Source organism: Streptomyces bottropensis ATCC 25435 (assembly GCF_000383595.1).
In the GTDB taxonomy this organism is placed as follows: Bacteria; Actinomycetota; Actinomycetes; order Streptomycetales; family Streptomycetaceae; genus Streptomyces; species Streptomyces bottropensis.
Genome location: NZ_KB911581.1, coordinates 8,246,116 through 8,263,504, shown reverse-complemented (window position 1 = coordinate 8,263,504; position 17,389 = coordinate 8,246,116). Strand labels below are relative to the sequence as shown.

Below are 17,389 nucleotides of genomic sequence, written 5' to 3'. Positions count from 1 at the left end.
CTCTTAGACGTGACCAGCCATGCGAGCACCTGCTCGGTCAGCGGCCCGTTGTCTGCTCCCTCGTCAGCAGGCCCGGGTTTGCATGCGGGTTCCCTGCCAGGCAGGTCTCACAGCTGGCGGAGCGGTCCGCGGGGGCGGCTGATCACTGAGGGGTACTGATCACGGTGACCGGCGAGGTCCGTAGTCAGGCTGCGGTTTCCGTGATGAGGACGGCGACGGTGGCCGGACCCGGGGTGTCAGTGGTGGCTGCCTCGGCTACCGCCTCCCGGACGGCGCGGGCGACCTTCAGTGGATGGTGTCCCGGGCCGACCGCGAGGTGAATCTCGATGTGCCGGCCGGGTGGATCATCATGGTCCTCCACCCTGACGGGGCGGCTGCCCAGCACGGTGGTGAGGCGGGCGACGCCCGGCACATCCGCTGCGACGTCCGCCAGCTCCCCGACGAGTCCCCGCATGGACCCTGTTCCGGTCACCGGGGGCGAACTCCGCGGGGCCGCAGCTTCCGGCGTGGGCCTCATGGCCGTCGCCGCAGTCCGAGAAGTCACGCCTGCCTCCGGGACCCCACGGAGATCCGTTACGCGCATGTCAGCCGTCATCGTGGCCAGTCCGAGGCGTTCGGTAGCCGCGCCCAGCAGTGTGCTCCTCAATTCGTCGGCGGTCTCCGGCAGCGGCCGCGCCAGGGATGCGGTGAAGGCGGCCTCGATGGTGAGCGGGCCAGGTGGTAGCGCGCTGGCCGGCGGACGGACGGCCGGCTCGGACACGGGTTGGAGCGGCGCCGACCCGATGCGCAGGGACTCCAGCCGGACACCGGGGACCTCGGCGGCAGTGCGCCCGAGGGCCTGGACGGCCGCTTGCTCGGTGATCCACGTCCCGTCGTGGGGCCCGCCGAGCGGGAGCAGCCGGCTCAGGTCAAGCTGGCGCCGTCCTGCCTGCGTCCACGCCTCGGTCACTGGCCTCTCACCCTTCTTCCTCCACGGCTCGGTTCTCTTCCCGCTGCGCTCTGCCTGGAGGGTCCGCGAGAGCTCGGGGAAGGGACTTCAGGCCACTCGTCGGACCGCTCCGCCTCCCGCTCTATATCCGGATAAAAGGTACTAAAAAGACTATAATCCGAGTAATGAGTGCTCGGCGGCCTCGCGAGGGAGGAATATCACGATGACTGAAAACACCGGCGTCAGGCTCAGTGCTGCGCCCGGTTCTCGCGGCCGGACCACCGTCGCCGATGTGGTGGTGGAGAAGATCGCCGGAATGGCGGCACGGGACGTACGAGGCGTCTACGCCCTGGGCAGCGGATTCGCCCGCTCGATGGGATCCATGCGAGAGCGGATGCCCGGCGGCGGCAGTGGCAAGTCCGCCACGCGCGGGGTCAGTGTCGAGGTTGGAGAGCTACAGGCGGCCATTGATCTGGAGATCGTCGTCGAGTACGGCGTCTCAATCACGGACGTGGCCGCAGCGGTGAGGGAGAACGTGATCTCCGCGGTGGAGCGGATGGCGGGTCGGGAAGTCGTGGAAGTCAACCTCATGGTCAGCGACGTGAAGTTGCCGGATGACGAGGAGGGCGAAGGGGAGGAGCGGCGGCGGATTCAGTAGCCGGGGCGGCAGCCCGCTTGAGCGAAGGAGCGCGTGATGAGCAGGGCCGTGGTGGGCTTGATGGCCGGAATGGCGCTGGGTTTCGCCGCGTATTTCGGTGACTTCTGGGCTTTCCTGCTGGTGCTGGGGCTGGGCCTCGTCGGTCTCGTCATCGGACGGTTCATGGAGGGTGATCTCGAACCGGGCGACTTCGTGCGCCGCCGGGACCGGCAGGATCGGATCCGCGACGACCGGCGACAGGCTCGGGGAGACTGGCGGCGGTGAGCGGGGAAGCCGATGAGCGTCCGGGCGTCCCCCGCGGGGAGCGCGGGGCGACCGCCGTGACCGACCGGGTCGTCGCGAAGATCGCGGCCCGGGTGGCGCGTGAGGCGCTGAGCCGGTTCGCCGAGTCGGTCGGCCACGTACCACCCGGCCGCCGGACGCCACACGTGAGCACATCCGTACGGCGTGCACCGGAACGGACCAACGCAGGACGGGACGCCGGGTCCGCCGGACGGCCGGCGGTGCTCGGCGAGGCACGGCTGCACATCACCGTCGAACTCGGCTATCCGTCCGACATCGGGGCGCAGTGCGCCGCGGTGCGCCGGGAAGTCACCGAACGGATCAGGGCATGGGCCGGCATGGAGGTGTCCGACCTCGCGGTATCGGTCCAGCAACTGCACTCGGCGCATACGCGGCACACGGACCGGCAGAGGGTGAGATGAGCGTGAACACCTCACGGCAGCCGACCGGTGCCAGTGACCTCTCCTCCGATCCGGGACAACAGGCGGCTCCGTCCGCCGACGGCACCCCGGGGGCGGCCGAGGGCCCTAGGAAGGCGATCGACGGATCAGGCCGGTCGGCGCACCGTTTCTGGTCGTCGCGGCGGATTCCCGCGGCCTTGGCAGCCCTGCTGTCCGCCGCGGCCGTCGGATTTCTCCTGTATGACGTGGTCGCGGTGCGGGCAGGCCGGAATGCGATGCGTTGGCGGCGGCGGCTCGCCGAGGAACTGGCCACACGGCCTCTGGACGACGTCTGGATGATCGTCGGGGCCGCGGTGGCGATGGCCCTCGGCTTGTGGCTTTTCCTGCTGGCGGTGACGCCGGGACTGCGCCGGCTGCTGCCCATGCGGCGGCCCACCGGTATCCCTGGGGCAGAGGACGTCCGAGCCGGGCTTGACCGCCGCGCGGCTGCCCTGGTTCTGCGCGACCGGGCCATGCAGGTGCCCGGTGTCCAGTCGGCACAGGTCGATGTCGGCCGCCGGAAGGTCAAAGCCCGGGCACGGGCCCATTTCCGCGACCTCGAGGAGGTCCGCGCGGACCTGCACGCCGAGCTGGGCGAAGCCGTGACGTCCTTGGGCCTGGCCCGGCAACCCACACTGGCCGTGCGCGTTCGGCGCCCCAAGAAGGGCTGAGGTGATCCGATGCTCAAAACGGCGAACCGGGTGCTGCTCGGACTGCTCGGCCTCGGACTGTTCGCCCTGGGCGGCGGCGTACTGCTGGGCGCATTGGACCTGCAACGCCACTGGGATTTCGACGTGCCGGACTGGTGGCCCTTCCGTGGGCCGGACGATGTGGTGCTGGGCACCGAGGGACGCACCCGGTGGCGGGACGAAGGCTGGTGGTGGCCGACCGTCATCGCGGTGCTCGCCGTGCTGCTGGCCCTGCTGCTGTGGTGGCTCCTCGCGCAACGCAGACACCGCCTGGACCGGGTCCTCGTCGACAGCGAAGACGGCGCGGCAGCCCGGCTCGACGGCCGCACACTGGAGAACGTCATCGAGGAAGAGGCGCAAGCCCTGGACGGGGTCTCACGGGCTCATGTACGGCTGACGGGCCGACGTACCGCTCCCACTGCACGCGTGCGGCTGCTGCTGGAACCCCACGCCGATCCAGCACGGGCTCTTGGGCAACTGAGCCGCGAAACACTCGCACACGCACGAGACTCGGCCGGCCTGGACCGCCTCCCCTCGAAGGTCCGGCTCCGGGAAGCCCGCCACCGCGCCAAACGCACCGCCTGAGATCCCCTGGGCCGAAGCCCCGTGGGCGTACCGGCTGCGAGGCGCCCAGGATTTCTGGAACCCGAGCGTTCTGGCATGCGGAGGATCAAACGAACAGCACGCTGCCTGGCGCACCCGCTTTGCTGACGGCGTGCTCGAGGACACCGGCCTTGGCCGTCGTCGGCACCACCTGAGAACCCTGGGGTCGGTGGGGCACGCCGTCGGCGGAGGCCGCCACCACCATGGTGGCGGCCTTGTGCGCCGGGGCCGTCACGTATCACCCCTCGGCCGACGCGACATCGAGCACAGGCACAGTGTGTCCTGCCGTACCGAGAGACCACGCAGATCTCGCACGGTTCTTCCCAGGAGGCATCCCCTCATGGTCCTCTTCCTGATCCTGTTCATCGCCGGAATCGCTCTGGTCGCCATCGGCGAGGCCGTCGACGGCATGCTCTACCTGATGTCCATCGGCGTACTGCTTCTCATCGTCGATCTGCTCTACCTGGTGGCCCGCTCCATCTGGCGCTCCACCCGGCGCCCGGCCCGCTGACCGGCTCCCGAAAGCCCTCGACCAGTCCCCGGCCCGACCCGATCCTCACGTCACTGGCGTACCTTCGAGCGGTTCGACGACCACGGAGTCCCCGCCCGGCCACGGCTACCGTCTGCCCGGCCACGGCTACCGATTCCTGGGCCTGACGGCCCGGGTCCGTCTCATTCGCCGCCACCACCCTTTCCGCACCCAGGGGATCGCCGCGCGTCTGTCCGCCTGACAGCGACCTTGGGTACGAAAATCCAGGTCAGCGGCAGGCTTCAACGAGGGAGCCGGTGCATCGTTGCGGGCTCAGTCGAGGGTGGCGAGGTGATCGGCGTCGCCGCCTCGCCACTCGATGAGGAGGATGGCCGCGTCGTCGGTCGTGGTGCTGCCGCGTTCCTGTTTCAGGGCGTGGGAGAGCGCTCGTACCACCGCCCGTACCTCGGTGCGGTCGTGGAGGATCCGGTTGGTCCACTCGATGGGCTGCTCCCTCCGAACTGTCTCCCGCCGGTGTGGTGCTCCTCGATCAGGCCGTCGGTGAAGCACAGCAACCGGTCCCCGGGCTGCAGCATCCGCTCGCTGACCACCGGCTCCTGGCCGCCGAAGCCGACCGGCAACGTGGTCGGGCCCTCCAGCCGGTCCAGTACGGCGCGGTCACGGATCAGGAGCGGGGCCGGATGGCCTGCGTTGACCCACTGCAGCCGACCTGTGGTGATGTCCAGGATCATCATCTGCGCATCCGGAAGGGGAGACAGGGCGGCGATCTGGTCCTCGAACTGCTCGCCGTCGGGGAAGCCGCGGTCCCTTGCCAGGCGTGCCAGGAGCGTGTCTGCCTCGGTGACGGCCTGCTGCGGTGATTCGACGAACTGCTCCTGGACAGTGGTTCATTGAGTCACGTAGTGCTCGCGGGCTTCGGGTGACAGGCTGCCCGGTGAGGGAGCCGTGCCGTTCCACGCGCTCGCCGAGTTCCTGCTCGGCTGCCCGGATATCGCAGTCGTGGCGGGCGAGAGCACGGGCCGGGCGTACTCGGGCCCGAAGCGCCGCTTCAGCCCGCACCCGCCACCGCTTCGCGCTCGCCTGCGTCCGAGGGAAAGGAGGCCGGCCAGGCCGATGACGATCACGACGGTGAACAGGGCTGCCTTCTCTGGCTCTCGGTTCGCTCGTTGGTCTGCTTCATTGCCGTCAATTCCCGTCGGCTCATTGAGCATCGAGGTCGGCCGGGTGGCGCCCACTCGACGTGGGCACCACCTGGGGCGCATGTGGTCAGCGCCTGAAAGCGTCCTTGGCCTTGTCGCTGGCCTGCTTCAGGCTTCCGAGGGCCCGGTCGGTCCTGCCTTCGCGCTGCAGTCGCCGATTGCGGGTGGTCCGGCCGATGCGTTCGGTGATCCGGCCCTTGAATTCCTGGGTCTTGTGCTTGATCGTCTGTGCGATGCTCATGGCTGTCCTCTGCATGTCCACTGGAGGGCTTCGCGCGTGATCTGCAGGCTGTTAATCCCGCGGGGTGAGATCGTGCGTGGAGTGGATTACCTGCGGCTGCGGCTGTACCGGCGCCTGCCACCTTGGCGCCCGCGCATGGCGAAGCCGACGATCCAGACGACCAGCAGGACGGCCCCGACCCACCACAGGATCTGCATCGTGAAGCCGAATCCGAAGACCACCAGGATCAGCAGAAGGAGAAGAATCCAGAACATTGCCGGGCCTCCAGATCGCGGGGATTTCCTGGTTCCGCGGGGTCCGGGCGAAGCGGGAAGGTGGAATGCGTCGCCCGAATGATCCGGAGTGGCATAGCCCTACGCCGTGCTGTCAGTCAACGCCCGGCCACGTCCCTTGTCAACGCGGTGTCGACACTGACGAGGCGTGGGGGCTGGGCTGGGGCCGCCGGGGTGAACGGGGCCTCGGTGAGGGGTTCGTCCGGCTCGGCCGGCGGCGTCGGCGGAATGTGGTCCTCCCACCAGGACAGGGCCATCACGACGGCGAGCAGGACGAAGGGGGTCGAAGCCGGAACGATCAGCGCGTACATACGTACCGCCTGTTGTGGGATGCGTGCGACGTGGCGGGCAGCAGATCGGTGCCCGCTCGGGGCGCATCAGCTGCGCCGGGATCGTGACGATGGGCGCGTGCGGGAACGGCCTCGCTCGTGACGCGGCGGGTTCCGGCACCGATGCACAGGGTGCGCTCTCTGGGGAGAGCGCTGGCAGTGCGACGCTGCCGGGGGCAGGGGCCATGTCGCACGCTAGTCCTCGCAGCAGTTCCCCGACAGGTGTCAAGCAGCCATCCATACCGAGCAGGACGCGCTGACGTCGCGCCGTATCCGCAGCCTCTGGGAGGGACTACGCTCTGGGGTGAGGCCCCAGTCCCCGGTATCGATGCTGTGTTCTGCTCCCGGGGAGGCCCACCATGTTCGTCCTGCTCCTCGTCCTCATCGTGGTCCTGTTCGGCTTCGGCTTCCTCAATCCCATCTGGTGGGTGGCCGCGGCGGTGCTGGTCTACGGCGCCACCCGCTACCGCCGCGATCGTGGCGGAGGCCTGAGCCGTGGCGGCAGTTCCGATCTCGGGGACTACCGGGACTACCAGGAGCGCCGGAATCGTCAGGAACGCTGGGACCGCCGCTACAGCCGTCAGCACCGGGCGCGCTGGCGGCGCGAGGACCGTCGGGACCACGAACATCGCAGGTGACCCGTGAAGCTGTTCGGCAGCCAGCGGTTCCCGGACGGCTTCAGCCGGGCCGGACACGTCGAGATCGTGAAGAGGTGCATGCCATGCAACGCACAACCATGATCCAACAGGAGTGGTGGGATCTGCGGGCCGAGGCCACGTGGGGGAACACGCCGGCGGGACAGGACGTCGTCGCACTGCGCGCTGAGAACGATCAGCTGCGGCGGGCGTTGGCCGGCCGTGCGGTCATCGACCAGGCCCGCGGCATGGTGATGGTCCTGACCCCCTGCCGCCGCGGGGCGGCCAGGAAGCTGCTGGTGGATGTCTCACGGAAGTGCGACGCCAGACTTCCGGAGGTGGCCGCGGCCCTGGTCGCCGCCTGGGAGGGCAAGCCGCTCCCGGCACACATGCAGCGGGCGCTACGTCGTACGCTGCGGCGATTTCACGCGGAAAACCAGGGGTGCGGCTCACGACAACCAGGCGGATCGTCCAGGTAGGGAGGGGCCGTGATTCACGCAGCCGACGTCCGAGAATGGCGCAACCGCGATGTCGTCGACACCGAGTCGCACAAGATCGGTGTCCTGGAGGCGGTCTATGTGGACACCACCACCGATGAGCCGGCCATGGCCACGGTACGGACCGGACTGCCCACCCGGCACCGGCTGGTCTTCGTGCCCCTTGAGGACGCGATCGCCGGGCCGGGCTATCTCAGGGTCGGCTATGTCAAAGCGCTGGTGAAGCAGGCCCCTTCGATCGGCACCGACGACGTGCTGCCCGCCGAGCAGGAGGAAGCGATCTTCAAGCACTACGGACTGGCCTACGAGCCCGGTGCGGCCGGCGAACGGCAACTGGCGCGCCGCTGACCGCCTACGGACAGGATGACTGCCCTGTGAGGTACGCACCATGCACCAGCTGACCACGCCCAGTGAAGAACAGCGACTGTTGAGAACTGCGCCTTCGGCGGGGGACGCGGCTTTGCTGTCCGAGGCGGTCGAACTACGTGCCAAGAACGAACAGTTGGAGCACGCGCTGGTGAGCCGTGCGGTGATCGACCAGGCGCGCGGCATGGTGATGGCCCTGGCGCCGTGTTCCAGCGAGAGGGCCTGGGACGTGCTGGTGGACCTGTCGCAGCACTGCAACATCAAGCTCCGGGACGTGGCTGCGGCTCTGGTCGCCACGACGAAGGACCGGACGCTTCCGGAGCCGATGCAGCGGGAGCTACGCCGAGCACTGCGGAGCCTCCATCTGGCGGACCGGAGATGACTGACGGTGTGCGTGCTCCAGAGGACGACACCGGGAGCTGTGAGCTCAACTCTCCGGTGTCTTCGTCCAGGACGGCCGTCGGACGCCCCTCCTGAGTAGCCCGGCCGGAGAATCTCAAACATCGACGGATGTCACAACGAGGCACTGCCGCGATCCTCCGTCGCTCCCGTTCCGGCGCCCCTCCACGCCTGCGTAGGCGCCGCGTCCGGCCTGGCGCGGGCGGCTACTTGGGCCGTTGGGTCCGGGCGTTGTGGGCGAGGCCGTTCGGATGCTCCGTCGTGCGCTCTCCCAGGGGCAGAAGCACTACGCACAGGACGGTCGGTGCGCGGAGGATCTGCCCCGCCTCCTGCCAGCCCCAGGTCTCAAAGGCGGCACGGGCCGGACGGTCGGACTGATCCACCAAGGTGACGCCGAGCGAAGCCTGATGGTCGGCGAGCAGACGCTCCTGCAGGCGGCGAGCGAGCCCGTGAGCGTGCTCATGCGGATGGACAACGGTTTCAGTGATGGCGAAGACATGGCCGGAAGCGGTCAGTTGCTCGAGGTTCTGCGGCAGAGGTCCCTCGAACTCCCGCCACCAGGAGCCGTCGCGCGGCACGGGGAATCCGAAGACACAGCCGGTCAGGGACTGCGCCTCGGCGACCAGCATGTCTAATCCGGGCTGTTGGACGTCGTGTCACACAGATGACGTACGCACGTGAGCAGAGCCCACGAAGCGCAGATCCCTACGATGACGCCCCGGACACCGCTGCCGCGTTCCGCCGTATCGCCGCTCTCCCGGACGGTCTGGAGAGGTCCGCGCTGCGGCAGGAAGTGGTGTGCGCCTGGGCGCCGATGGCCGTACGGCTCGCCCGGCGGTTCCGAAATCGCGGCGAGTCCTTCGAAGACCTCAAGCAGGTCGCCCAACTGGGGCTGGTCAAGGCGGTGACCCGCTTCGACCCGAACCTCGGCACCGCCTTCCCGAGCTTCGCCATACCGACGATCCTCGGCGAGGTGAAACGTCACCAAAGTGTTCAGGCCGGGCCCCTGCGGCCGTGCAGGCTGGTGGCCCTGCCGTGACGCCGGTCAGGCCCCCAGACCGGCGAGGGGTTCGGATCCGCTGATGAATGCGCGGGCCACGTCGGCCAGGCGCCGGTTGTGGGCGCGGGCGTAACCACGCAGCGCGGTGAACGCCTGCTCCATGTCGATGCCCTGGCGTTCGGCGAGTTTCCCCTTCGCCTGTTCGATCAGTACCCGGCTGTTCAACGCCGCCTGCAGCTGTTCGTTGAGCACCGTGCCGCGGTGGACGGTGCGTTGTTGCAGCAGGCTGATGGTGGCGACGTCGGCCAGCGCCTGGGCGATGAGTGTGGCGGGTGGGTCGAAGGGGCCGGGGGCGGCGCGGAAGAGGTTCAGGGCGCCCACGGTCTCGTCCCGCAGACGCATGGGCAGGGCCTGGACTGCCCCGAAGCCGCTGCGGTGGGCCGCAGTGACGAAGCGTGGCCAGCGGTCGATCTCCCGGGTCAGGTCGTGGATGATCACCGGTGCGCCGGTGCGGAAGCACTCGAGGCAGGGGCCTTCGTCGTTCTGGAGCTGGAAGAGCTCCAGCAGCCGCACCTGTTCGTCGGAGGCGGCCATGACGCGGAGTTTGCCGTCACGGTCGGCGAGCAGCACCCCGGCGGCGCTCGCGTCGAGCATGCCCACGCAGCGGTCGGTCAGCAGGCGCAGGAAGTCCATGAGGTCGAAGTCGGCGACCAGATTGTCGGCCAGCTCGACGAAGGTCTTGGCCAGAAGCTGTTGATCCATCGTGGGCACCCTCAATTGAGACTAGTCCCTGCCTGAAGGGGCGGGAAGTACGGCATGTTCGTCGGTCGGCACCCATGCGTCAGGTTTCCTCATCGGTCTGGTCCGGCTCCGCGGCTGGTGAGAAGCGAAGCCGACGGGCCACCACGTCCGCGGCCACGTCGGCGAGCCGGCGTCCCCGCGCATAGGCGTAGGCACGAAGCCGGACGAAGGCTTCTTCGATGCCGACGCCGAGCTGGACGGTCAGGATGCCGTTGGCCTGGTCGATCTCCGCCCGGTACGCGCCCAGGTCTTCGAAGCCCTGTTCCGGAATCGGTCCGCCGGTCGGCGCGCCTGTCTCGTCGATCCTTGTATCGAGCAGGATCAGCGTCGCCAGATCGGCGAATGCCAGTGCGTCGGCCAGTTCCTCCGCGTCCAGCGCGGTCGGCACGTTGGCGTACAGGTCCAGAACTCCCGGGCTGATCGCCCCCATCTGCAGGGGGAGCGCGAAGACCGCGCGGGCTCCGGCTTCCAGGGCCGCGTCGGCGAACACCGTCCAGCGGTCCTGCAGGTCACGGGTGAGCAGATCGGGTGTCAGGACGGCCGAGCCGTGCAGGAAGGCGTCCACGCAGGGTCCCTCGCCCAGGGTGAGCTGGAGCTCTTCCAGTTGCTCGCTGATGGCGTCGGTGCTGCACAACGGATGGCTCGGCGCGGACCGGGACATCGCCGACAGCCCGGCCCCGCCGACCGGCAGCGCGGCCACGGCCGCGGTGCACACGTCCACCACACCGACCCGGGCACCACGCCTGACCGCCTGCTCGGCCACCAGCATCCGAATGCGGACCGACCGCCTGTCAGGCCCCACCCGGGCCACCGCCTCCACGCGGTACGACAAGGCCGTCCACCTTCGCCCCGGTTCGTTCCCCGACGGGAAATACCAGCGCGCGGAACGTGGTGGGACCGGCCGGCCTGCGAAGCTCTCCGACGTCCGTCCACCCCCAGGAGCGGAGCGCGGCGAGAGTGGGGCGATCTGCCCGGTCCACCAGCGTGGCGCCGAGTGATGCCTGGTGGTCGGTCAGCAGCCGCTCCAGCAGACGACGGGCCAGAGCCCGGTCCTGCGGGTGCGGCCGGATCATGATGTCGCCGAACGCGAAGACACCGCCGGACACCGTGAGTTGATCGATGCGGCACGGCAATGCTTCCTCGAAGTCGAACCACCAGGAGTCGTCGCCGCGTACCGGGAATCCGAAGGCGCATCCGATCAGTCTGTCCATCTCGCCGATCATCATGGCGAATCCCGGCCGGCGCATGTCCGTGGTGAGACGGGCCAAGAAGTTCTGGCGGCCGGGACGGCGGTATGCGTCACCCGGCGCCGTGACGCGGGACTCCACGTACAGATCCGCCAGTTCTTCACGCAGGCCCTCCACCAGCCAACGGTTCAGCCGACGCAACCGCACCGGAGCCATGGCGGAGGGATCACCCTCCGCCGGCTTCCGTGACTGTCCCCGCCCGGGTTCCACCGTCATCGCACATCGCCCGAGAGAACAGGCGCAAGCGGGACAGGACTGTGCGGCGGGGCTGGAACGGGCGTGGCCGGGGTGTCCACGAGAGGAGGTGGCACGTGTTCGAACGGTAGGCCGAGGAGCAGGAACCCGCAGCCGACGAGGTGGAGAATCCGAGCCAGAGTCGGTGGCGGATGGTGCAGTCGCAGGGTCCCGCCGACCACGGTGGCCTGTTGCGCGGCGCGGAGGAATGCGTTGAGTCCGGTGCAGTCGCAGAAGGTGACGGAGATGAGGTCGACGTCGATGGCGCGGATACCGTCCCGCAGGCACCGCTCCAGGGACGTGCGCACCAAGGGCACGGATTCCAGGTCGATCTCACCGGACAGGGTGATCAGCGCCCGAATCTCTCGGTCCTGGCGGTACACGGTGAGCTGGGGAAGGGGCATGACGCCTCGGTTCAGAAGACCATCCGGCAGCGGGTGCGGTGGTGCCGGAGTCCCGGCATCCTGGGCGTGCTCCCGGCAGGGGCGTACGTTCGGCGGAGGCGGAGCAACGGCCGGTCCGACAGTCTGCGCAGCAGGACAGAGGACCCACCCAGTTCCCTCCAGGGATGCGCCGGGTGACAGACGAACAGTCCGCGCCCCGCAGCCATCTGTGTTCAGCAACAGCATGCCGCCGGGGTCTGGGACGTCTGTACGGCAGTGTAGTCCTCGCGTCCTGTGGTGGACGGTCCGAAGCCGCCCAATCCCAGGATCCGGACGGTGCAGAAACGCGGTGGCGCGCGCATATCCGAGGCATCGCACGATACGTGAAACACTCAAAAGCGACCGCCCGAGTACGGCACTTCGTGCGCAGGCCCAGGAGGTGGCTCGCATGACGGAGCCGAACAGTTCCCTCTCGCGGCAGCCCGATCCAGAGAAGCCCCGCACTCGCCCGGACCGACGGCGTTCGTGACGGGTCGGCACATGGCCCAGGCACGAGAGGGCGAGGGAAGCGGGATCCACCTGGACTTCGCGATCTTGGGAAGGCGCCCGACAACTCGCGATGGCTCCGCGTTCAGAGCCCGGACCAGATGAGGGAACGCGTCACCTTGCTCAACGGCGACGTCCATTTCCCCGGGCTCACCAGCTGACGAACAGCAACGGGGGCTTGGCGAGAACCTGACTCAGCCGCGAAGGTCGGTGACCATCACCGCGTACACCGGAGAGTTGGCGAAAGGCTGTTGCTCGCCGGCCTTGGCGTATCCCCACGACTCGTAGAGCTCCTGCACTTTGGAGTGGGTCACGTCGACCAGGAGTACCGCAAGGTCTTCCGTGCGCTCCTTCAGTAGCGCTTCATGCAGTTGTTTCGAGCCCGATGAGGACTCAGAGAAGGGGGCGCGGGCTGCTCTTGGTCGATGCTCTCAGTGGGCGGTGGGGCTGCGACCGGAAGCGCTGGGGCAAGGTCGTATGGGCCGAGTCGAAGGCGTCGGCCTCGTGTTGAGGCCGCGCGTTTCCTTACGGCTCATGCAGGCGGCGGAGCTGGTGAACGACCCCAGTCCCGAGGCATGCGTGGAACTCACCCTCGACCCCCTCGGCTCGATGAGCGACTCCCACTCCGCAATGTTCGCCGAGTCCTTGCGCATGACGCCTGTGGACCTCGTGCGGCTGCACTTGGATTCCGACCTGATGCTCGGCGCGATCCGAACCGAGGCCGTGCGGGCGGAGATCGCGTGGCAACGGAGCCTTCGTCGCTGGTACGAGGAGGGCCGGGTCGCGGCCGAGTCGAGGGAGCCGGAGGTAGCCCTTCTCATAGGTGTGCTCGAAGGGCTACGTCGGCAAGTTCGCGCGCCGCTCCGACTTCGTTCGAAGACGACCGGAGCTCCACAACTCCCGCTGGACAGCTTGGTGTCCGAGGTGTCGAGCGGGCAAGCACAGGCACTTTCCACAGCGAAAGGAAGACCGTGTTCAACCACATGGATCGCTTTCGCACCGGTAGCCCGCTGCCGCAGGGCCACTTCACCGTCGCTCCCTGGGGCCTGCGCCGCATCGCCCCGCACCACCCGTCCGTCGAGGGCCCCAACTACGTGAAGGTGGAGCTGGACCCGGTGACGCAGACCGCCCGGTACTTCAACCCCTACCCGGCCGGCCGCCAGGTCGAGCCGCGGAACGTCTACCGCTCCTTCACCCGCGTCGCCGAGTCCGCCGGCCTTCGCGTGATCCGGTTGCATGACGCCCGGCACGGCACGGCGACCCTCCTCACGGCTGCCGGAGTCGCGCCCCGCGTCGTGATGGAGATCCTCGGGCACAGTCAGATCAGCATCACCATGGACGTGTACACGCACGTCGTGCAGGACACGCAGCGCGAGGCGATCAGCCACATGGATCGGCTGCTTAAGCGGCGGCCGGTTGCGAGTGACCGCCCGCGTTGATGTCAAAAGTGGATGTCAAAGGCCCCGGACCATGATCGGTCCGGGGCCTTTTGCCTGGTGCCCCCGGCAGGATTCGAACCTGCGACACCCGCTTTAGGAGAGCGGTGCTCTATCCCCTGAGCTACGAAGGCAAAGATCTGTCGGTAACGTGCAGGAATATAGAGGCCAATGCCACTGATCCCGGACACATCGATCCACTGATCCGGCGGTGCGCCAGCGGACTGGCACGCCGCCGTCAGTGTAGCGGGTGGGGGTGAGCGGGCGTGGGGGTTACCCCGCCCGGCGTCGGCGAGGCAGCTGCCGACCGGCGGCTGGGCAGCGGCTACCTGCTTGGCTCACCTGCCGTGCCGAGAGTGATGTCGTCCCGATCCACCGAGCTGTCGGACGTCGCCGTTCCCCGTCGCTCCTTCCACCACGCCGCGAACGGGGCCAGAGCCGCGCCGACCACCGCGTACGCGCCCAGTACCCACCAGGCGGCCGTCGTGGCGTGGGCGTCGAAGTACACGGTGTTGCGGACCAGCGTGGTGCCCGCGCCCGGCGGCAGAGCCTGGCCGATCGCGCTCCAGAAGCCCGGCAGCAGGACCGACGGGTAGACACCGCCCGCGCTCGGGTTGCCCAGCACCACGAAGAGCAGGATGGTCAGGCCGGTGCCGGCCATGCCCAGCAGGGTCTGGAGCGCGAGCGACGTCGCGGCCGATGCGAACACCACCAGCGTGCCGATCCCCGCCAGCGCCCAGAAGTGACCGCTCAGCGCGTCGAACACCGGGCCCACGATCACCGCTCCGGCGACCCCGGACGCGATCGCGTACAGACCCAGCGCGCCCAACCGGATCACGATGCGGTGCCGGTTGGCCGGCTTCGAACCGCTCGACATGTTCAGGATCGTCGCCGTCAGATAGCCGCCGACCACCCAGCCGAGCACCAGGTAGAAGGAGGCCATGCCGCGTCCGTCGCCGGTGTTCGGGGCCTGGATGTCGATGACCACGACCTGCCGCTTCTGCGAGGTCTCTATCTTCTGGGCGAGTTGCGTGGCGGTCTGAGACACCGAGGGCCCGCCGGCGGAGGCGACCAGCAGCGTGTCCTTCGTGCCGGTCGTGTCGAACAGGAAGGCGGCGTCCACCGTCCGGTTCATGATCTGCTTCCGCGCGGCGGACTCGCTCGCGACGGCGGTCGCGTTCACCGGGTCGCCGTCCAGCCCGTCGAGCTGGTCGACGATCTGCGTGGCGGCCTCCGCCGGGGCCACCACCGCCACCGGCATCCGGTGCGGCGTGGGGGAGTGGAAGGCGCCCAGATAGGAGACGGTGAAGGCGAGTTGTATCAGCAGGCCGCCCAGGACGAGGCCGAAGGCCCGGAAGCTGATCGCGTCCCGTAGTTCGAGCAGAAAACTCCCTGTGGGGGAGCCGGGAGGGGTGGGGGAATCGGCGTTCATGGCGCGCATGATGTCAGGCGCCGATCTCCGCCGACGCGCTGGCCCGCGTACGTGCCGGTAACCCTTCGCCGCACCTCGGAGGGTGTGACGAGGGACAGGCAGGCGGGAGCGGGAGCAGGAGCGGGGGCGGGGGCGGGGGCGGGGGCGGGAGGACTTCGTGGCGGGTTGCCTGGGTGAACGAAGTCGGTGATCTCCGAGGGCGGCGGCCGCCTGCAAAAAAGTCGCTACCGCCCGCCGCCTCACCGGGCCTAGCATTGCCGCCGCGATTCCGGACGCCGTTCGGTGCATCGAACTGCCTATGAGATCGAACTGCCTATGAGTGGGACGGATGTGTGGCCGTTGTCTGCGGTGATCGAGGCGCGCGGGCTGTCCAAGGTGTTTCAGACGACCGTACGGCGGCCCGGCCTCGCGGGGGCGCTCAGATCGCTCGTCAGTCCGCAGCGCGTGGCCAAGGTCGCCGTGCAGGACGTCGAATTCAGTGTGGGCAAGGGGGAGTTGCTCGCGCTGCTCGGTCCCAACGGGGCCGGGAAGTCCACCACCATCAAGATGCTCACCGGCATCCTGACGCCCACCTCCGGCGAGGCGCTCGTCGCCGGGGTCGTCCCGCATCAGGACCGGGAGCGCAACGCCCATAACATCGGGGCCGTGTTCGGGCAGCGGACGCAGTTGTGGTGGGACCTGCCCGCCCGGGACTCGTTCGAGATCCTCCGGGACATCTACGGGGTTCCCGAGGGGCAGTTCCGGGACCGTATGGAGGAGTTCGACGGGCTGCTCGAACTCTCCGAGTTCTGGGACACCCGCGTCCGGCACCTGTCGCTGGGGCAGCGGGTCCGGTGCGATCTCGCCGCCTCCCTGCTGCACGACCCGCCCGTCGTCTTCCTCGACGAGCCCACCATCGGCATGGACGTGGTGGTGAAGGAGCAGGTACGGCGGTTCCTGCGGCACCAGGTCGAGCAGCGCGACCGTACCGTCCTGCTCACCACGCACGACATGACCGAGGTGGAACGGCTCGCCGAGCGCGTCGTGCTGATCAACCACGGGCGCATCGTCCTCGACGGCTCGCTCCAGGAGATCCGGCGCCGATTCGGCGGCACCTGGCAGGTCCGGGCCACGCTCGCCGACCCGGCCGACGTCGAGGCGGTCAAGCCGGTCGAGGGGGACGAGCACGGTGAGGCGGCCACAGTCACGGGAGTGCCGCTGCCCGGGTTCGCCGGGATAGGGGTGCTGCGCCGTGAAGGGCCGCGGGTCGTGTTCGGGCCGGTCGGGGAGGACGCGCCCAGCGTGCACGAGGCGCTCAAGGTGATCATCGGGCGGTTCCGGGTCGCGGACCTGGCGCTGGAGGAGAACGACCTGGAGGACGTCATGCGCGCCGCCTACCTCAGCGACCTGTCCCCGTCCGGTACACCGGTCGACGGCACCGGCCCACCCACCGCCGCAGCCTCCGCCACCACCCGGGCCCGCTGAGCCATGCAGCCCACCACCCTCTCCCGCGCCCGCCGCGTCTCCTGGATCACCCCCCGCGGCGAACTGCTCGCCCCGCCCCGGATGACCGCCACCGCCATCCGGCTCCTCGTCCAGGTCTGCCTGGTCGTCTACCTCTGGCGCGGGCTGTACGCGAACACCGACTCCAGCGCCGGGCTCGACGAGACCCAGGCCGTCGGCTACGCCGTACTCGCCGTGCTCGCGAACCGCATCCGCGGCCTCGACCGGCGCGCGGGCCGCGACACGGTGATCCAGCACCTGCACTTCGGGACGATCGTCTACTGGTACCTGCGGCCGATGAAACCCCAGCGCTACTACGCGCTGCGGGCCCTCGGCGACCAGCTGTACGGCTTCGGCTGGGTGCTCGCCGGATACGTGCTGTCCCTCGCCGTCGGGGTCGTCGCCCCGCCCGCCTCGGCCGCCGTCGCCGGGGTCTTCGCGGTCAGCATGCTGCTCGGCCAACTGGTCCTGTACTACGTGATGATGCTGGTCGACCTGCTGTGCTTCTGGACCCTGCGCAACGAGGCGGCCCTGCTCATCCTCGTCTTCGCGCAGAACCTGCTCTCCGGCGTGTACGCCCCGCTCTGGTACTTCCCGGACTGGTTCATCACGCTCAGCGCGTTCCTGCCGTTCCAGGCGACCCTCGGCGTACCGCTGTCCATCTACGTCGGGCGGATCGGCGTCGGCGACTCCCTCGGGCAGATGGCGGTGCAGGCCGTCTGGATCGTGCTGCTCGCGCTGCTCACCCGTCGGCTCTGGGAACGGGCCGGCCGACGCGTCGTGGCCCAGGGAGGATGACC

At 69.0% G+C, this 17,389-nt stretch carries 24 protein-coding genes, 1 tRNA gene and 4 pseudogenes; 15 read left to right on the top strand and 14 right to left on the bottom strand.

Features of this window, described 5'->3' with window-relative positions; genetic code table 11:
* Positions 1-184: 184 nt before the first annotated feature.
* A complete protein-coding gene (locus STRBO_RS45245) occupies positions 185-472 on the bottom strand; it encodes a hypothetical protein (RefSeq protein ID WP_237547686.1) in 288 nt (95 codons plus the stop codon).
* A 679-nt stretch (positions 473-1,151) separates the two neighbouring features.
* Between STRBO_RS45245 and STRBO_RS0136525 the strand changes: the two genes are divergently transcribed.
* From STRBO_RS0136525 to amaP, 5 genes are read left to right on the top strand one after another with little or no spacing between them, the layout of a single operon-like run.
* Positions 1,152-1,586, top strand: coding sequence for an Asp23/Gls24 family envelope stress response protein (locus STRBO_RS0136525; protein ID WP_005486040.1), 435 nt, complete (start codon positions 1,152-1,154; stop codon positions 1,584-1,586).
* A gap of 36 nt (positions 1,587-1,622) precedes the next feature.
* On the top strand, positions 1,623-1,850 hold the full coding sequence (locus STRBO_RS0136520; protein ID WP_020115651.1) for a hypothetical protein: 228 nt from the start codon (positions 1,623-1,625) through the stop codon (positions 1,848-1,850).
* Positions 1,847-2,290: a hypothetical protein gene (locus tag STRBO_RS0136515; protein ID WP_020115650.1), complete on the top strand. Its 444-nt coding sequence runs from the start codon at positions 1,847-1,849 to the stop codon at positions 2,288-2,290. The genes STRBO_RS0136520 and STRBO_RS0136515 overlap by 4 nt, the downstream gene beginning before the upstream one ends.
* On the top strand, positions 2,287-2,979 hold the full coding sequence (locus tag STRBO_RS0136510) for a DUF6286 domain-containing protein (RefSeq protein WP_005486036.1): 693 nt from the start codon (positions 2,287-2,289) through the stop codon (positions 2,977-2,979). Before STRBO_RS0136515 ends, STRBO_RS0136510 begins: the two co-directional genes overlap by 4 nt.
* Positions 2,980-2,988: 9 nt before the next feature.
* On the top strand, positions 2,989-3,582 hold the full coding sequence (gene amaP, locus STRBO_RS0136505; protein ID WP_005486035.1) for an alkaline shock response membrane anchor protein AmaP: 594 nt from the start codon (positions 2,989-2,991) through the stop codon (positions 3,580-3,582).
* Between the two features lie 85 nt (positions 3,583-3,667).
* Here amaP and STRBO_RS44015 read toward each other — a convergent pair whose 3' ends face one another.
* On the bottom strand, positions 3,668-3,835 hold the full coding sequence (locus tag STRBO_RS44015; RefSeq protein ID WP_005486033.1) for a hypothetical protein: 168 nt from the start codon (positions 3,833-3,835) through the stop codon (positions 3,668-3,670).
* 105 nt (positions 3,836-3,940) lie between these two features.
* Here STRBO_RS44015 and STRBO_RS44010 point away from each other — a divergent pair, with 105 nt between their 5' ends.
* Positions 3,941-4,111, top strand: coding sequence for a hypothetical protein (locus tag STRBO_RS44010; protein ID WP_005486031.1), 171 nt, complete (start codon positions 3,941-3,943; stop codon positions 4,109-4,111).
* A gap of 291 nt (positions 4,112-4,402) precedes the next feature.
* On the opposite strand, the pseudogene STRBO_RS44255 reads toward STRBO_RS44010, so the two are convergent.
* The 4 genes and pseudogenes from STRBO_RS44255 to STRBO_RS0136470 form a co-directional block, all read right to left on the bottom strand.
* Positions 4,403-4,890, bottom strand: a pseudogene (locus STRBO_RS44255) (PP2C family protein-serine/threonine phosphatase); the annotation flags it as partial.
* Positions 4,891-5,356: 466 nt separating this feature from the next.
* Positions 5,357-5,530: a CsbD family protein gene (locus STRBO_RS42455; protein WP_005486023.1), complete on the bottom strand. Its 174-nt coding sequence runs from the start codon at positions 5,528-5,530 to the stop codon at positions 5,357-5,359.
* Positions 5,531-5,616: 86 nt separating this feature from the next.
* A complete protein-coding gene (locus tag STRBO_RS0136475; RefSeq protein ID WP_005486022.1) occupies positions 5,617-5,784 on the bottom strand; it encodes a hypothetical protein in 168 nt (55 codons plus the stop codon).
* Positions 5,785-5,900: 116 nt separating this feature from the next.
* Positions 5,901-6,113 (bottom strand): hypothetical protein, encoded by a 213-nt coding sequence (locus STRBO_RS0136470; protein ID WP_005486018.1) that lies wholly within the window; start codon positions 6,111-6,113, stop codon positions 5,901-5,903.
* Between the two features lie 377 nt (positions 6,114-6,490).
* On the opposite strand from STRBO_RS0136470, the gene STRBO_RS0136465 reads away from it, so the two are divergent.
* The 4 genes from STRBO_RS0136465 to STRBO_RS0136450 all read left to right on the top strand — a co-directional run bounded on the left by STRBO_RS0136465 (position 6,491) and on the right by STRBO_RS0136450 (position 8,011).
* Complete coding sequence (locus tag STRBO_RS0136465) at positions 6,491-6,769, top strand: hypothetical protein (RefSeq protein WP_005486012.1); 279 nt, start codon at positions 6,491-6,493, stop codon at positions 6,767-6,769.
* 83 nt (positions 6,770-6,852) lie between these two features.
* Positions 6,853-7,245: an ANTAR domain-containing protein gene (locus tag STRBO_RS0136460; protein ID WP_020115648.1), complete on the top strand. Its 393-nt coding sequence runs from the start codon at positions 6,853-6,855 to the stop codon at positions 7,243-7,245.
* 9 nt (positions 7,246-7,254) lie between these two features.
* Entirely contained in the window at positions 7,255-7,611 is a 357-nt protein-coding gene (locus tag STRBO_RS0136455; protein WP_005486008.1) for a PRC-barrel domain-containing protein, read from the top strand.
* 40 nt (positions 7,612-7,651) lie between these two features.
* Positions 7,652-8,011: an ANTAR domain-containing protein gene (locus STRBO_RS0136450; RefSeq protein WP_005486007.1), complete on the top strand. Its 360-nt coding sequence runs from the start codon at positions 7,652-7,654 to the stop codon at positions 8,009-8,011.
* A gap of 223 nt (positions 8,012-8,234) precedes the next feature.
* Here the strand turns inward: STRBO_RS0136450 and STRBO_RS0136445 are convergent, their stop codons facing one another.
* Positions 8,235-8,657 (bottom strand): GNAT family protein, encoded by a 423-nt coding sequence (locus tag STRBO_RS0136445; RefSeq protein ID WP_005486006.1) that lies wholly within the window; start codon positions 8,655-8,657, stop codon positions 8,235-8,237.
* A 35-nt stretch (positions 8,658-8,692) separates the two neighbouring features.
* On the opposite strand from STRBO_RS0136445, the pseudogene STRBO_RS40785 reads away from it, so the two are divergent.
* Positions 8,693-9,013: pseudogene (locus STRBO_RS40785) on the top strand (sigma factor); the annotation flags it as partial.
* A 60-nt stretch (positions 9,014-9,073) separates the two neighbouring features.
* On the opposite strand, the gene STRBO_RS0136435 reads toward STRBO_RS40785, so the two are convergent.
* The 5 genes from STRBO_RS0136435 to STRBO_RS0136415 all read right to left on the bottom strand — a co-directional run bounded on the left by STRBO_RS0136435 (position 9,074) and on the right by STRBO_RS0136415 (position 12,553).
* The gene (locus STRBO_RS0136435) at positions 9,074-9,790 is read right to left on the bottom strand and encodes a GAF and ANTAR domain-containing protein (protein ID WP_005486004.1); all 717 of its coding nucleotides are present in this window, start codon (positions 9,788-9,790) and stop codon (positions 9,074-9,076) included.
* Positions 9,791-9,869: 79 nt separating this feature from the next.
* The gene (locus STRBO_RS0136430) at positions 9,870-10,598 is read right to left on the bottom strand and encodes an ANTAR domain-containing protein (RefSeq protein ID WP_005486003.1); all 729 of its coding nucleotides are present in this window, start codon (positions 10,596-10,598) and stop codon (positions 9,870-9,872) included.
* A gap of 22 nt (positions 10,599-10,620) precedes the next feature.
* Positions 10,621-11,232: a hypothetical protein gene (locus tag STRBO_RS0136425; protein ID WP_005486002.1), complete on the bottom strand. Its 612-nt coding sequence runs from the start codon at positions 11,230-11,232 to the stop codon at positions 10,621-10,623.
* Between the two features lie 56 nt (positions 11,233-11,288).
* Positions 11,289-11,714, bottom strand: a complete 426-nt coding sequence (locus STRBO_RS0136420; protein WP_005486001.1) for an STAS domain-containing protein — start codon at positions 11,712-11,714, stop codon at positions 11,289-11,291.
* Positions 11,715-12,433: 719 nt separating this feature from the next.
* Complete coding sequence (locus STRBO_RS0136415; protein ID WP_005486000.1) at positions 12,434-12,553, bottom strand: hypothetical protein; 120 nt, start codon at positions 12,551-12,553, stop codon at positions 12,434-12,436.
* Between the two features lie 111 nt (positions 12,554-12,664).
* Between STRBO_RS0136415 and STRBO_RS45780 the strand changes: the two are divergent.
* A pseudogene (locus STRBO_RS45780) lies at positions 12,665-13,330 on the top strand (hypothetical protein); the annotation flags it as partial.
* Between the two features lie 63 nt (positions 13,331-13,393).
* Positions 13,394-13,678, top strand: a pseudogene (locus STRBO_RS45230) (tyrosine-type recombinase/integrase); the annotation flags it as partial.
* Between the two features lie 55 nt (positions 13,679-13,733).
* On the opposite strand, the gene STRBO_RS0136405 reads toward STRBO_RS45230, so the two are convergent.
* A tRNA-Arg gene (locus STRBO_RS0136405) sits at positions 13,734-13,809 on the bottom strand.
* A 191-nt stretch (positions 13,810-14,000) separates the two neighbouring features.
* Positions 14,001-15,107, bottom strand: a complete 1,107-nt coding sequence (locus STRBO_RS0136400) for an ABC transporter permease (RefSeq protein WP_020115645.1) — start codon at positions 15,105-15,107, stop codon at positions 14,001-14,003.
* 315 nt (positions 15,108-15,422) lie between these two features.
* Here STRBO_RS0136400 and STRBO_RS0136395 point away from each other — a divergent pair, with 315 nt between their 5' ends.
* Together STRBO_RS0136395 and STRBO_RS0136390 are read left to right on the top strand one after the other, a co-directional pair.
* On the top strand, positions 15,423-16,571 hold the full coding sequence (locus STRBO_RS0136395; RefSeq protein WP_028797053.1) for an ABC transporter ATP-binding protein: 1,149 nt from the start codon (positions 15,423-15,425) through the stop codon (positions 16,569-16,571).
* 3 nt (positions 16,572-16,574) lie between these two features.
* A complete protein-coding gene (locus STRBO_RS0136390) occupies positions 16,575-17,387 on the top strand; it encodes an ABC transporter permease (RefSeq protein WP_005485996.1) in 813 nt (270 codons plus the stop codon).
* The last annotated feature ends 2 nt before the right edge of the window (positions 17,388-17,389 follow it).

Excerpts from the sequence above, each read along its gene's own strand:
- STRBO_RS0136525 (WP_005486040.1), top strand. The coding sequence starts at position 1,152 with ATGACTGAAAACACCGGCGTCAGGCTCAGTGCTGCGCCCGGTTCTCGC.
- STRBO_RS0136520 (WP_020115651.1), top strand. The coding sequence starts at position 1,623 with ATGAGCAGGGCCGTGGTGGGCTTGATGGCCGGAATGGCGCTGGGTTTC.
- STRBO_RS0136510 (WP_005486036.1), top strand. The coding sequence starts at position 2,287 with ATGAGCGTGAACACCTCACGGCAGCCGACCGGTGCCAGTGACCTCTCC.
- amaP (WP_005486035.1), top strand. The coding sequence starts at position 2,989 with ATGCTCAAAACGGCGAACCGGGTGCTGCTCGGACTGCTCGGCCTCGGA.
- STRBO_RS44010 (WP_005486031.1), top strand. The coding sequence starts at position 3,941 with ATGGTCCTCTTCCTGATCCTGTTCATCGCCGGAATCGCTCTGGTCGCC.
- STRBO_RS42455 (WP_005486023.1), bottom strand. The coding sequence starts at position 5,530 with ATGAGCATCGCACAGACGATCAAGCACAAGACCCAGGAATTCAAGGGC.
- STRBO_RS0136475 (WP_005486022.1), bottom strand. The coding sequence starts at position 5,784 with ATGTTCTGGATTCTTCTCCTTCTGCTGATCCTGGTGGTCTTCGGATTC.
- STRBO_RS0136470 (WP_005486018.1), bottom strand. The coding sequence starts at position 6,113 with ATGTACGCGCTGATCGTTCCGGCTTCGACCCCCTTCGTCCTGCTCGCC.
- STRBO_RS0136465 (WP_005486012.1), top strand. The coding sequence starts at position 6,491 with ATGTTCGTCCTGCTCCTCGTCCTCATCGTGGTCCTGTTCGGCTTCGGC.
- STRBO_RS0136460 (WP_020115648.1), top strand. The coding sequence starts at position 6,853 with ATGCAACGCACAACCATGATCCAACAGGAGTGGTGGGATCTGCGGGCC.
- STRBO_RS0136450 (WP_005486007.1), top strand. The coding sequence starts at position 7,652 with ATGCACCAGCTGACCACGCCCAGTGAAGAACAGCGACTGTTGAGAACT.
- STRBO_RS0136445 (WP_005486006.1), bottom strand. The coding sequence starts at position 8,657 with ATGCTGGTCGCCGAGGCGCAGTCCCTGACCGGCTGTGTCTTCGGATTC.
- STRBO_RS0136435 (WP_005486004.1), bottom strand. The coding sequence starts at position 9,790 with ATGGATCAACAGCTTCTGGCCAAGACCTTCGTCGAGCTGGCCGACAAT.
- STRBO_RS0136430 (WP_005486003.1), bottom strand. The coding sequence starts at position 10,598 with ATGCTGGTGGCCGAGCAGGCGGTCAGGCGTGGTGCCCGGGTCGGTGTG.
- STRBO_RS0136425 (WP_005486002.1), bottom strand. The coding sequence starts at position 11,232 with ATGGCTCCGGTGCGGTTGCGTCGGCTGAACCGTTGGCTGGTGGAGGGC.
- STRBO_RS0136420 (WP_005486001.1), bottom strand. The coding sequence starts at position 11,714 with ATGCCCCTTCCCCAGCTCACCGTGTACCGCCAGGACCGAGAGATTCGG.
- STRBO_RS0136400 (WP_020115645.1), bottom strand. The coding sequence starts at position 15,107 with ATGAACGCCGATTCCCCCACCCCTCCCGGCTCCCCCACAGGGAGTTTT.
- STRBO_RS0136395 (WP_028797053.1), top strand. The coding sequence starts at position 15,423 with ATGAGTGGGACGGATGTGTGGCCGTTGTCTGCGGTGATCGAGGCGCGC.
- STRBO_RS0136390 (WP_005485996.1), top strand. The coding sequence starts at position 16,575 with ATGCAGCCCACCACCCTCTCCCGCGCCCGCCGCGTCTCCTGGATCACC.